9 protein-coding genes are annotated in these 13,985 nt (G+C 58.3%); all 9 read left to right on the top strand.

Features of this window, described 5'->3' with window-relative positions; translation table 11 throughout:
• Window positions 1–1,640 precede the first annotated feature (1,640 nt).
• The 9 genes from B1756_RS04030 (at window position 1,641) to B1756_RS03990 (ending at window position 13,899) form a co-directional block, all read left to right on the top strand.
• Complete coding sequence (locus B1756_RS04030) at window positions 1,641–2,309, top strand: CIS tube protein (protein WP_086887387.1); 669 nt, start codon at window positions 1,641–1,643, stop codon at window positions 2,307–2,309.
• 72 nt (window positions 2,310–2,381) lie between these two features.
• Window positions 2,382–3,407 (top strand): phage late control D family protein, encoded by a 1,026-nt coding sequence (locus B1756_RS04025; protein WP_086887386.1) that lies wholly within the window; start codon window positions 2,382–2,384, stop codon window positions 3,405–3,407.
• On the top strand, window positions 3,404–4,150 hold the full coding sequence (locus B1756_RS04020; protein WP_086887385.1) for a phage baseplate assembly protein V: 747 nt from the start codon (window positions 3,404–3,406) through the stop codon (window positions 4,148–4,150). Before B1756_RS04025 ends, B1756_RS04020 begins: the two co-directional genes overlap by 4 nt.
• 2 nt (window positions 4,151–4,152) lie before the next feature.
• On the top strand, window positions 4,153–4,443 hold the full coding sequence (locus tag B1756_RS04015) for a PAAR domain-containing protein (RefSeq protein ID WP_086887384.1): 291 nt from the start codon (window positions 4,153–4,155) through the stop codon (window positions 4,441–4,443).
• A gap of 2 nt (window positions 4,444–4,445) precedes the next feature.
• The gene (locus tag B1756_RS04010; RefSeq protein WP_086887383.1) at window positions 4,446–4,844 is read left to right on the top strand and encodes a GPW/gp25 family protein; all 399 of its coding nucleotides are present in this window, start codon (window positions 4,446–4,448) and stop codon (window positions 4,842–4,844) included.
• 114 nt (window positions 4,845–4,958) lie between these two features.
• Window positions 4,959–8,264, top strand: a complete 3,306-nt coding sequence (locus B1756_RS04005; RefSeq protein ID WP_086887382.1) for a baseplate J/gp47 family protein — start codon at window positions 4,959–4,961, stop codon at window positions 8,262–8,264.
• Window positions 8,265–8,268: 4 nt separating this feature from the next.
• Entirely contained in the window at window positions 8,269–10,218 is a 1,950-nt protein-coding gene (locus B1756_RS04000) for a putative baseplate assembly protein (RefSeq protein WP_086887381.1), read from the top strand.
• Between the two features lie 116 nt (window positions 10,219–10,334).
• A complete protein-coding gene (locus tag B1756_RS03995) occupies window positions 10,335–12,404 on the top strand; it encodes a CIS12 family contractile injection system protein (RefSeq protein ID WP_228434459.1) in 2,070 nt (689 codons plus the stop codon).
• A gap of 250 nt (window positions 12,405–12,654) precedes the next feature.
• The gene (locus B1756_RS03990; protein WP_086887379.1) at window positions 12,655–13,899 is read left to right on the top strand and encodes a CIS13 family contractile injection system protein; all 1,245 of its coding nucleotides are present in this window, start codon (window positions 12,655–12,657) and stop codon (window positions 13,897–13,899) included.
• The last annotated feature ends 86 nt before the right edge of the window (window positions 13,900–13,985 follow it).

The following is a 13,985-nucleotide window of genomic DNA, read 5'->3' as shown; positions in this document are numbered from 1 at the left end:
GTTCCAACTGCCGAACCCGAAACCGGTGGGACCGGGTCAGTGTCGACGTCGGAGCGATCCGTATTTTCGCTCGAAAACACGGCGAGAGGGACGCAAACAGCAGTGCATAGCGAACAGAGTGCCACTGCAGGTCAACCACGTCGCAGCCGTTTCTTCGTGCAGTCTCGCTCTCCGATGACCGACTCCGATGCGACCCAAACGCAGGAATTCCACGCGAACCGCACACCTGAACAACCAGAACGACCAGAACGTCAGGAACGCGCCTCGAGTCCGATGGTGTCGACATCGAGCAACCGTACGGCATCTCGAGCGTCGTCACCGCGGCTTTCCCTCGGTACCAGTGGTACAGTCAGTGGCAGTGAAGCGAGGAGTTCGGTTTCAGAAACTGCGGCAACTGAAGACACTGCTGGGGTGGGGCGCAGTCCTGATCGGGCTTCCATCCGTTCGTCGGGGTCGGGCTCTCCGTCAGTTACTCGTACGGCGACAGTGACCAGTACAGTCGGCTCCGGAATCCGAATCCTTGGGACGCAGTCGACGGGTCGTGACGTCTTGGGTAGCTTGACCACGACGGGGACGGACCACCGACCGTCGAGTGACGAGTCGCCCCTCGTTCCCCGGGTAAGCAGCGTCACAAACGACCGATCGCCGAGCATCTCGCAACTCGAGCACCACCAAGACCAGAGCCAGGATCAAAATCAGGATCGGAACCAGAACCAACAGCAGCGATCCTCGTCCGGACAGACAGCGATCGGTACAGGCTCCGAATCGACCCCGGAGAACGATGAGAACGTGACCGCACCGAGAGTCGTCGACTCGTCACCGTCGCTTACGGCCCCGAGACGAGTTCAAACAACTGGTGAGAAACGGGCAGCCGAGCCAGGAGAAATCAATAGCAAAACTGGGATAAATAAATATAAAACATTCCAATCTGAAAGTAGTGTCGACGAGTCGATGGTTGGGACAGCCAGTTCACATACTGATCGGCCCGCTCTCGTCTACAGAGCCCAGCAACCAATCGCCACTACCGGCGGACAACAGCAGTCTCGTCGCGGTGGCGGTAGGGAGGCTGCGTCGGCGCACGTCTCCGCACCCCTAATCGGCGAACGGAAGCAGAAAAATGCGTTCCGATCCCGATCGGGTCCGCGATCCGGTGACAGCACGGCCGGGACACGGAACAGGCCGAACAGAAAGTTGTCGGACCAGCGTGTCCAGAACCGTCGGTCAGCGGACTCACGACGTTCCGACACGTCGGAGCGATCCAGACGCGGACGACGACACGAGTGGGTTACGAACCGATCGGCGATCGAAGGGAACTCGGGTCCAGAATCGGGACGGCTATTCCCACACGAGGACCGTCGTTCCCAGGGCATCGATCAGACTGGTGGACCGCCACCAGCGATGTCCTTCGGCCCGGTTGACGACTCTAGCGAGAGACACCGGAGTCACATCGACCAGGCACACGGAGCGCCAGCCCACCACTCCACCGATGATCACAGAGCACAGCCTCGTCGAACAAAGAGCAGCGTTCAGTTGCCAGACGAATCGCTCCGATACGAGGCAGACGTCGATCGTGTCGTCGAACGCCTTCATCGGAAACTCGAGCGACGAAAGCGAATCGAACGTGAACGAAGAGGTCAGCAATGACGAATGGAAAACTAGAGAAGGCCCAGATTACGATCCTCAACGGGAAAAAGCAAGGCGAAACGATCGAGTGTCGGTTCAACCCGAGTTCGTACGCACTCGAAAAGAGTGTCAACTACGGCGAGATGAAAGCGACTGGATCGGGAGCGTCGATCATGCAGTTTGTCGACGGGAATGCGGAGACGCTGTCGATGGAGTTGTTTTTCGACACGACAAACGAACTCGGCTCCGATGACGCATCGTCCGAAGATCTCGACGTCCGTGAACGGTATACGGACGCGATCGATTACTTGCTGACCGTCGACGGTGAACTTCACGCCCCGCCGGTCTGTCGGTTCGTGTGGGGAGATGGAATCGATTTCACCGCATTAGTCCAACGTGCGAACAAGCAATTTACGAAGTTCCTGCCCAGTGGAATCCCGATACGGGCTCGCGTGTCGATCGTCTTCAAAGAGTACAAAACAGCAGATTATCATAAGTCGGTGGTTTCCCCGGAGTCGACAGACAAGACGAAAGTCTGGACGGTAGCCGAAGGAGATACGCTCTGGTTAATCGCCGACGAGGAGTACAGTGATCCATCACATTGGCGAACGATCGCGGATCAGAACGACATCGACAACCCCCGGGCGATCGAGCCAGGAGACAAGCTCGAGTTGCCCCCACTGTAGTATGATCGAGTACATCCCACACCGAGCAACTCGAGCGACGGCGCGTATCGTGTCGAGAGAGGTGACCGAAACGTGAGTTACGACATCGACAACCATCCCCGGTATTCGCCACGGTTCGAAGTAGTGATCGGCGACCAGCGGTTCCAGGAACCGGGGGGTCGGATTGCCGATCTCGTCGTCGAGACATCGTTCGACGGAGCGGATCGGTTCTCGTTCGGTCTCAACTTCCCGTTCGACGAAGAACTCGACGAGTTCGCCGGGCTGTCCTGGGACGAGTTCGAGGTCGGGACCGACGTGGAAATCGCCATGGGGTACGGTGACGAGGGCGAGTTGACACCGCTTCTGTCGGGAAAGATTCAATCGATTACCGGTGAATTCACTGTCGAACACGGTCCCGAAGTGCAGGTTTCGGGATATGGACTGCTGTGGGAAGCGATGCAAGGATCCCGGTCGGATTCGTGGGAGAAAGCGACTATCGGGGAGGCCGTCGAAGACGTGCTTTCGGCGTACCCGTTCTCGACAGTCGAAGTCGAGAGTGCAAACATCGAACGCAAAAAATTGATTCAAAACGGATGTAGCGACTATCGATTCGTCCACGACCTCGCAGCAACGTACGGGTTCGAGTTCTACGCCGAGCGGTCGACGGTGAAGTTCGTTCCCCGGTCGTCGGCAGTCTCGGACGAGCCGGTCGTCGAGCTGTGGTACGGCGAGGATCTGCACGACTTCACCGGCGAGATATCTCACCGTCGGGACACACACGAGGTCGAGGTCAGGTCGTGGGACGTCGAACAGAAAGAAGAGATCGTCGAAACGGCGGGCAGTTCCGACGCAAAACACAAGGAGGTATTCTGTGTGCCAGCGATGTCACCCGACGAAGCCGAGCGAATTGCAGAGACGAAACTCAACCAGTTTTCCGACGAGGTCGTCCAGGGGTACGGTGAAGCGGATGGGATTCCCGAGATACGTGCGGGAGAAACGATCGAACTTGTCGAGCTCGGCGACCGATTCTCGGGACGCTACCACGTGACGAGGGCGACTCATCGGATGGGAGCAGCCGGCTATCGAACGACCTTCGAAGCAGTGGAGGTGGGCTCATGAGCCAACCCGGATTTTTCGATGGCGAAACGTCGGACGGCGGGATGCAAGGCGTCGTCGTCGGTATCGTTACCGACAACGAAGATCCGAAGGGACTTGGACGCGTCAGACTGCAGTTCCCCTGGCGGGACGCCGACGACGAGAGTTACTGGGCCCGTATCGCGACGCCGATGGCCGGCGACAAATACGGCTCGTATTTCTTGCCGGAAGTCGACGACGAGGTGTTAGTCGCGTTCGAGAACGGCGATATCCATCGACCGTACGTCGTCGGATCGCTGTGGAACGGGAAACAGGAACCGCCACAACAAAACGACGGCAACAACGACGTTCGCGAGATTCGGACCCGGGACGAACACCGGATCACTTTCGACGACGACAGAGATGGCGATGGAGGAAGTGTGACGATCCAGACCGGTGAGGGTCACGAGATCGTTATCGATGACGATGACGGACGAGAGACCATCGCGATCCGTGACGCTAGCGACACGAATCGGATCGTCCTCGATTCATCGGACGACTCCGTCACGGTCGATGCCGGCGATACGCTGGAACTCTCCGCAAAGAACGTAAAGATCGATGGCGACAAGAGCGTCGAGATCACCGGTGGCACGACGGTCGACGTCAAGAGCAAAAATACCGTAGACATCTCCGGGAAAGCGAACGTCGGTATCGATAGTGGCGGCATCATGAGTGTCGACTCGACGGGACCGCTTACGATCAAAGGCGCCATTATCCGACTTAACTAACCATGAAACCAGCAGCACGAACAGGTGACGGGACCGCTCACGGAACGCCATTGGCAGGGACGGGTAGTCCGAACGTGTTCATCGGGAACCGGCCGGCATGGCGAGCGATCGTCGATGTCCACAGCTGTCCGCTAACCACTGGCGTGACACCACACGTCGGTGGTCCCGTCGTCGACGGCAGTACAACCGTCCTGATAAACAATATGCCGGCAACGAGACTGGGAGATACGGTCATCGAAAACGGACCCCCGAACAAGATCGTTTCCGGGTGTCCAACAGTCCTTATCGATTAACCATGGCTGAAGAGTTTCTCGGAACCGGGTGGCAGTATCCGGTCACGACCGACCACCGCGGCAACATCGAAACATCTGACGCGGAAGAAGACATTCGCGAATCGATCAAGATCATCCTGGGGACTGCAAAAGGAGAACGCGTTATGCGTCCCGAGTTCGGCTGTGATATCCACGATCACGTCTACTCGGCTGCGTCACCAGCAACGTTGAATCTCATCGAAAGCAGCGTCCACGAGGCGCTGGTTCGGTGGGAACCACGCATCGACATCGAGGACGTCAACGTGTCGACGGCGAGTGACGACCCCAACAGAATCCTGATCGAGATCGACTACTACGTTCGCACGACGAACAGCCTCTCGAACATGGTATACCCATTCCACATCACCGAAGGTGACGGATGAACGACGACAGCAGGACGACACAACAGCGGTGGAATCGGCGAACAGTCCACAGAATCAGTGTTCCGATAACCGACGTCCGATGAATCGAAATTCCGTTGATCACGAGCCGACAATATGAACGGAACCGAACCAATTATTGACGACCGAAGTCAGGAGGAGATCTACGAGGCGCTTCGCCAGCGAGCACGCACATATACCGAAACGTGGGATCCGGAGTCAGGTGACGTCGGCCAGACGCTCGTTCGGATCTTCTCGTCGTTCGAAGCCGACGTATGGAACCGCCTCAACGAGGTCCCGGAAAAACACTTGCTCGGCTTTCTGGATGCGCTGGATTTCGATCGGCGACCCCCGCAAGCAGCCCGTGTTCCACTCTCGTTCGACGTCTCCAGAGATCTCGATCGAAACGTGCCAATCCCCGGGGGAACGACCGCTATCGCGGCTCCGGCGAACGGAGAGACACAACAGTTCGAGCTTCCACAGGAGGCCGGATTCGAAGCCACACCGGCATCGCTTACCGACATCGTCGCGGTCGATCCGACCGCTGACGCGATCGTCGATCACGACGCTCTGCTGGAGAGCGAACAGACGCGGCTGTTCGACGGCGAGCTGATACAGTCCCATGCACTCTATCTCGAGAACGAATCCGCACTCAATGTAGCCGCTGGATCGACATTTACCGTCAGAATCGATTCGCAGTCAGATCCGGAACCGATCTTCGAAGAGACGATCTGGGAGTATTACGGCGAAAACGAGGACGGAGAACACGGATGGCATCGCCTCGAGCGCGTCGTAGACGACACGCCGCAGTCCGACGACGACAGTGTGAAAGCCTTACAAGAACAGTTGCAGGCAAATTCCAGTACTTCAGCGAATGACTCACGCACCCGTGACGGCGTTGCCGAACAGCGATTCCGGCTACCCGGAGAACCGACGCTCCAGGCGGTAAACGGGATCGAGGGTCGGTGGTTGCGCTGTTCGCTGCGCGACGGGACGGCCGTCCCAACGTGGACTATCCGTTCGATATCACTACAGGTAACGAGCAACGATCGGGAGACCGATTCTGAGACGGGTCTCGACCCGGATATGCTGCTGTCGAACGACGTCCCGATCGCGCTCGACGACGATCGATTGCACCCGTTCGGACGGGTCCCGCACCCACCGGTAACGTTTTTCGTCGCCTGCGAGGAGGCGTTTACCAAGCCTGGCGGAACGGTCGAACTCACGTTTACACCGCCGGCCGAATCCGAATCCGCGAACCCGCAGGACTCGAGTTCGTTGGCCACCGGTGGTCGGGATGGAGACGATGGAGTTGGAGCGACAGAAAGTGACGCGATAGCCGACACGTTACCCCATCTCGACGAAGAGACGAACGTGAATAGAGGGGTTCTGGACGGACCACCCGAGGTCTCCTGGGAGTACTGGAACGGAAACGGGTGGACGCGGTTGGATTCCGTCGCAGACGAGACCGAGGCATTACGACACCCCGGTCGTGTTCAGTTCGAGGTGCCGTCGGATATCGAGCCGACGACAGTTGCAGGTCACGACAACGTCTGGATCCGTGCACGCCTGGTTAGCGGGACGTACGACCAGCCGTCGATCGAAGATTCCGATGGACCGCTGTCGACGTCTTTCACAACGAGGCCCGATCCACCGGTTTACGGCGATGTTATCGTCGAGTACGAGCACCTCGACCTCTCGTTCAATACGATCGTCCGGCAGAACAACGGCGCATACAGTGACGACCTGACGAAACGAGAGTGGAGTTTCGATCCGTTCGTCTCGCTCCCCGACGACGCGCAGACGGTGTATTTTGGATTCGATCGACGACTGGAAAACGGTCCGATAAGTCTCTTTTTCGTGATCGACGACGCCACGTATCCACAACAGTTCGATCCGGGCGTCCAGTGGGAGTATTGTACTGTGGACAACGAGCCGACCTGGGACCAGATAGACGTTCGCGATCAGACCGCCGGTCTGACCGAGCGAGGAATCGTCATGCTGACGTTTCCGACGCCAACGACGGAGGCTGAACTGTTCGGTCGACAACGTCACTGGATCAGGGCACGGCTGACGAAAGACGAGTTTAGGACCCACCTCGATGTTGAGGACGAAGCCGTTGCGTTCCAGTCGGAAGGCGGGGAGATCGGTAAGGGTTCCGTCACCGATCGAGATCGAGAGACGACCACCCGCGCCCGTACCGACGACAGCCAGTCGTCAATCCCGGCGAACATGACGACAGAACAAACGACGCTTCCTCCCATTCTTTCAGGCCTCTATCCCAATACGCAATGGGCGCACAACAAAATCACCGTCGAGGACGAGATACTCGGTTCGAGCAACGGGTCCCACGAACAGTCGTTCGCCTGCTCGCACGCACCGGTGATCGACATCGATCTCTGGGTGGACGCACTAGATACCATGTCGGCGGGCGAGCGACGCCGACTCCTGAACGAACGGCCGGCAGACGTCAACCGAGAATACGACTCTCGTGGTGAACTGAAGGCGTTCTGGGTTCGATGGAACGCCGTCGACGACTTTCTCGAGTCGGGACCACAGGATCGCCACTACGTCATCAACCGGACGCTGGGGACGGTTCAGTTCGGTGACGGTGACAACGGCAAGATTCCACAGAGCGGACAGGACAATATCAAGGCGACGTATACGACCGGCGGTGGCAGCGATGGAAACGTCGGTCCGTGGACGATTACCGACCTCAAGAGTTCGATCGCGCTGGTCGATACCGTGACGAATCCGACGGCGGCCAGCGGCGGGACAGACGTCGAATCGACGGACACGCTCGTCTCGCGATCGACGAACCGCTTCCGACATCGTGGGCGGGCAGTAACGCCACGCGATTACGAGCAGGTCGCAAAAGGCGAGTTTCCGGAACTCGCTCGAGTGTCCTGTGTGACCGATGCCGAGAACTGCATAACCGTCTATATCGTTCCGGACGCACAGCGGGAAAAGCCCGTGCCGTCGATGGAATTGAAACACGACGTACGTCAGACGCTGTACGAACGTGCGCCAGCAACGCTGGTTTCGGATACGGACCGCGATATCGTCGTTCGCGGTCCAAGTTACAGTGAACTCTCCGTCCAGGCAACGGTTCGAGCGAGCGGCGTCAAGAGCGTTTCCCTGCTGAAATCGACCATCGAAGACCGACTCGACGAGTTCATCCATCCATTGACGGGAAACAACGGTAATGGATGGGAGTTCGGAACACTTCCGTCACGGAAATCGCTCGCCGACGTCGTTACCGGCGTCGATGCCGTCGAGGGGGTGTCGAACTTCGACGCGACGATCACGGTCAACGACGAACGGCGGTCGATCACCGATCAGCAGCGAGTCGAAACGCTGCCGAAAAACACGCTGGTCTGTCACGGACCGCACGAGCTCAGCGTCACCACGACGGAGGACTAACGCGATGGGACTTGATTTACCCGAACTGGACGACAGGGAGTACGAAGCGTTACTCGATCAGGCTAAAAAGCTGATTCCAGCGTACTCCGACGAGTGGACGGATTTCAACCCGCACGATCCCGGCATAACGATTCTGGAAGTCCTCGCGTGGCTGACCGAGACCCACACCTATCAACTCGACCAGATTACCGAAGAACACCGCAAGAAGTACCTCCAGTTACTCGGGTATCGACAACGACCGCCGGATTCAGCGACGGCGACGATCAGGTTCGACGTTCCCGAACGATTCGCAGGGACGCGGCTCCCAGCGGGGACCAAACTGGCCGTGACCGACGGTATCGACGAACGGTACCGATTCGAAACAGACAGGCCACTCGTTGTTACGACTGCCCGCGTCGACAGCGTAATCAGTGATTCTGGCGCTGTGAGCAACCACAGCGAGGCAAACGACGCATCGGGGACGTACTACCGGCCGTTCGGCCGTCGCGTCGAAGCGGGCGACACCGTGTACATTGGATTCGACCACGATCCCTTCGCGTCGACGGATCGTCTCACTCTTCACGTCGATTACCACGACGATGACCTGCCAACGCCGTCGCCGGTGGCGGACGAACAGCACTCACCGTTCGAGCCGTCGGTCGCACTCGCGTGGGAACACCACTGTGACGGCAGCTGGGAACGGCTGGCCGTTTCCACGGATGACACCAACTCGTTCTATCGATCAGGGATCATCGAACTCGTCACAGACGAACCAGAACTATCGGCAGAAGCCAACTCGAGTCCCTCCACCCTCCCCGACACAGCCACAGCGTCGACGTGGATCCGCTGTCGCGTCGACCGTCCGGGATACGAGATTCCACCACAGCTCGACGGCATTCGAACGAACGTCGTCACCGCGACCCACGCAGTCAGCGTCGACCACGAACGATTGGCCCCGGTGTCCGCTGAAGCCGAGTCAGTAACCGACTCACAGTTCGACAATCAGATGTATCGATTCGCGAACAGTCCCGTTCTCTCCGTGACGGTCTACGTCGACGGCGAACGGTACACAGAGGTGCCCGACTTCGATGCATCCGGTCCTGAGGACCGCCACTACGTGCTCGACCGGACAGCAGGTCGCGTCACGTTCGGCGACGGATTCAACGGTGCCGTTCCCCCGACAAATTCGACGGTCAGCGCAGAGTACGTCTACGGTGGTGGTGAACGCGGCAACGTCTCGGCAGCAGCAAACTGGCAACTCGACGATCCTGGGGAGACGTTCGGTGCCGAACACGCTGCGAGGGAAATAAATATCACCCCGCTTGGGCCCGCAACAGGCGGCACGGACGGCGAGACTGTTACGGAGGCACTACACCGTATTAGACGGGACCTCGATCGCCCTGCTCGTGCAGTGACCACAGCGGACTATCGCCGTCTCGCGGCACGAACACCCGGTCTCAGGATCGGGCGGACGCACGTCGCGGTCGACAGCGGACGAGCGACCGTGATCGTCGTTCCATACGCACCGGCGGACATTCCGAGTCCCGAACCAAGTGCGGCGTTTCTCGATACCGTTCGGGAGTATCTCCGGGAGCGGACGCTATTGACTGACCGGGTTCACGTCACCGGCCCACAGTACGTCCGACTCGAGATTACAGTAAGTGGTGAGGTTCGACAGCAGTACGCCCAGAGCGGGTTCGAGTCGGCAATAACCGATGCAGTCGAGTCGTATCTTCACCCACTCTACGGATTTGACGAGAACGGGTGGCCGCTTGGTCGCCCACTCGAACGTGAGGCGTTAGGGAACGTGATCGAGAGCGTCGATGCGGTTGCACAGGTGTCGGACATTTCGATCACTGCACACGGTGGGACGTCGACCGACGACCGAGTGAGGATAGGCGAGATGGGGCTGTTTTCAGTCGAACGCGTGACCGTCGATATGCACCCATCCACCCAGCGAGGTGATCGATTGTGACGTTTTCGTATACAGTGACGACGAGCGAGACTGGGTGGAAAGAGTGGGTCGCACGAAACGCTCAAATCACTGACGGGGGAATCGCCCTGACGGAGGCGACCGCGATTCGTTCACAGATGATCGGCGACGATATCGTCGACGTTTCCGTGGACCCGACCGGGACCCTCTACCTTCTCACGATGGACGGCGGATTGTACGAGTACGATGTGACGACCGAGACACGCGAACTGGTGATCGACAGAACGTCCCGCCACGGCTGGGCACCGCAATCGATCGCAACTGCTGGATCACGCGTGTTCGTTACTCACGAGTTAGGAGAGACCACAGCTGTCATTCCCGAAACGCGGCGGGAAACCAAGGCGATCGAGGTTCCAGTAGACACGCCGTCCGCGAGTACGTACGGCTGCGGTGCATTGCACGTGGTCGACGACGCGGGGACACTCGTCTCGATTCGCGGAGACAAGCAAGAAACGAACCAGCCGCCGGGAACGATAGTCGACGCGACGACTGTAACGGACGGGTTAGTGGTACTGACCGCGACGGGCGATGGATACGGACTCTGGAGAAGCGAGTCCAACCGCAGTGACACCGATGGTGACGAACCACGACTCTCCGAAACGCTCATCGCCGCGGACCATCGGTTCACGCCGACGGCGATAACGGGTACAGAAGAGTCACTCGTCCTCGCTGGCGTCGTCGAAAATCGGAACGAGTACGCCCTCTTTGAGTACAAGCCGGGGACGAAGAAACTGACTCGACTCGAAACGGTCGAGAGCGACGGACCGATCGAGACGCTGATCAGTACCGAATCCGAAGACGGAATGCGGTCGTTCTACGCAATCGATACGCACAACCGATGTCTGGCACTGACCGAACGAACCGAATACCTCGGACGAACCGATCGGAACAAACACACCGGAATCGCGATGACGCGATACGATTCGGAAACCGAACAACTCGAGTGGCATCGACTGACCGTCGATCTCGCTCGTTTTCCGGCAAACACCAGGCTCAAAATCCGCTATTACGCGACAGACGAACCGTTGTTGCCGCTCGAAACACCAACTTCAGGGGGAGAGACAGAGACAACACCAGACTCCTCCGGAGTCGGTGCTGGTGAAACCGTTCCATCCAACGAACCGTCGGACCAGTGGGCACCGCTTCGATCCGCGGACGTCTGCAGGTCACTGCAGGCGGCTGGTGTCAGTTCCGGGATGGAACTGGCACGGTCCAATCCCAAGACGATTGCCACCCACGAGGAGTCATTGTCGTCGAAGACCGTCCGAAAGTGGCAACGAACCGCGTTCAACGCGCTCGAAAAACACGCCGAATCCGAATGGACAGTCGCCGAAGGCGACGAGAGTCCAGACATCCTACTACACGACGCTGTCGGCCGATATCTGTACGTCGCACTCGAACTGATCGGGACACCGACGGCGTCACCGCTCGTCGACACCGTGACGGCGTACTGTCCTCGACAGTCGTATCTCCGGTACATGCCTGAACTGTATCAGGAAGACAAGAGATCGGCGGCGTTTCTCGAACGGTTTCTGTCGGTTTTCGAGACGTCGTTCGTCGACATCCAGTCCGAGATCGACGGGATCACCAAATATTTCGACCCACACGGTGCCCCGAGCAACTCACTCGAGTGGCTCGAAGACTGGCTCGCCGCTGACGAGTACCGCGAGTGGCCCGAAAGCGCACGACGGGAATACCTGGCGCGGGCTCCCGAACTCTACAAAAAACGGGGGACACGCGCAGGGCTACGAGACGTGATCGAACTCTATCTTCGCCACGCAACGGACAAAAAGGCGCGTGACTCGAGCGGTGCAGAGGGAGAAACGATGACTGGTCACCGCCTGTTCTTCCTCGAGCCGGCAGACGTCGAATTGGGAACTGACGGTGTCTCCGACAGCAGCTACGACTCGCTGGTTCCAACGGATCGATCGGTTGCCGTCTTCTGTGGCCCGTTCGAATCCGCTGTCCACGAAGAAGCAATCGAGACCATCACCGAGACTGAAACGCCCGCACACGTCGACGCGACAGTCTACGTTGTCGATGACGAGTTCGAGCTCGGACGGGCAACATTCCTCGGAGTCAACACGCACCTGGGAACCGAGTCGTTCTCACTGGGTGATGCGACGCTCGGACAAGACACGTACTTGAGTGGCACTAATGAAGGGTAGGGTAGCGAGAATCGATTTCGTTGGGTCGAGGTTCAGCCAGCCGATTTCTAATCGACAATATATTCGGTTCCTATCTCTCTCGTCGACCGACGTTTGGTCGACAACTGCGGAAACGAGACACTTGCAGGGATACCGAAACCGATGTCCATCGACCTGTATCAGAGCCGGGGCGGTTCCTGTCACCACCTACGGTAAATTATACATGCGGAATTTTTAATAAAAGAGAGTGTGTCAGCAATGATAGACGGAGATGAACGGCCCATCACGCGAATTTTCGAGCGCGGAAGGAAGTCTCTCTCAATTCACCAAAAACCGCTTCTTTAAGGGGAAACTGATGACGCCCCGAATCATGGAGATTGACCGCTCGTATCACAGCAAGCGGTTGCAGACGCTCAACCGCTATATTACCGGTTCGGGAGTCGTTTCGGGACTAGACATCGAGTCGTTCGAACCGACGAGCGACGGGATCGAAATAACGCTGACGCCGGGACTCGCACTTGATGCATACGGTCGTCCGATCGTCGTCGAACAGATGACGACGACATCACTGCCGGACACCTCGTCGGACGAACTCCACCTGTTCATCCAGTACGACGAAGTTCCGGTCGAGACGGTACCAGTACCGGATACTGACGGTGCGGTCGAAGACGATGCCGTGCCAAACCGAGTCGTCGAAACGTTCGAACTCACATACCGAGAGAACCCACCGGAGACGTCGGCAGTCACCGAAACGATTGACCTCTCCGAACTGAAATCGGCCGACCGTGATGCGACGTCGTTCGCACAGGAATTGACCAACCGGCACCACGAGGACTACGGGAGAGATTCGACGTCCGAGTCCGATCCAGCCGTCTATCTCGGAGGATACGAACGCACACCCGATGGATCGTGGACCGAAATTACTGACGGGGCCCCACGCCCGTACGTGTACAGCCACGAACTGCTCTTTAGCGTGCTCGTCCAGCACCTCACGGACACCGATAACCCCCACGAGACGCCAGTTCACGAACCCGTTGACCCAAATCCCGACGTCGACGATATCGAGGACCGACTCGCCAACCTAGAGACGTCGCTACACGCCCTCGAGCAAGAACGTGATACGTTTGCGCGGTACACGCTCCGAAAGACGATCAAGGATCGTACCAGGTATTTTGCCACGCTTGGCGACCGTATCGAAGAGCACCACGGGGAAAGTAGTCGAGTAGCACGAGAGATCGTTCGGGTTTCCGACAGCGAACTGGCCGACAGCGAAAACGTCCACGCCCAGTACACCCAGCAACTGTCGGAATTGCTCCCGTATCTCATCGAAATTGGCGATCTGCTCGACGGTGTTGTCACCGAACGCTCACTCGAACGGTATCTCCGGGCCGTCTCGCAGTTACAGTCGTCGCTCGAATCCGACACCGATCTGATCGACCTAATCGATGCGGACGATCGGGTCTGTGAAAGTGTTGACGCGTTTGATATCCTCGTCAATGTTGTCCCCGACACCTGATGCGGTCTGTTGGCGTTCTTTGCCAGTTGTCACTGGTCCGTCCGAGCGATTACTGATAAAACACAACGACGATCCGTATGAGTTCA

It is taken from the genome of Natrarchaeobaculum aegyptiacum (assembly GCF_002156705.1).
GTDB lineage: Archaea > Halobacteriota > Halobacteria > Halobacteriales > Natrialbaceae > Natrarchaeobaculum > Natrarchaeobaculum aegyptiacum.
This window is presented reverse-complemented; position numbering and strand designations above follow the sequence as displayed.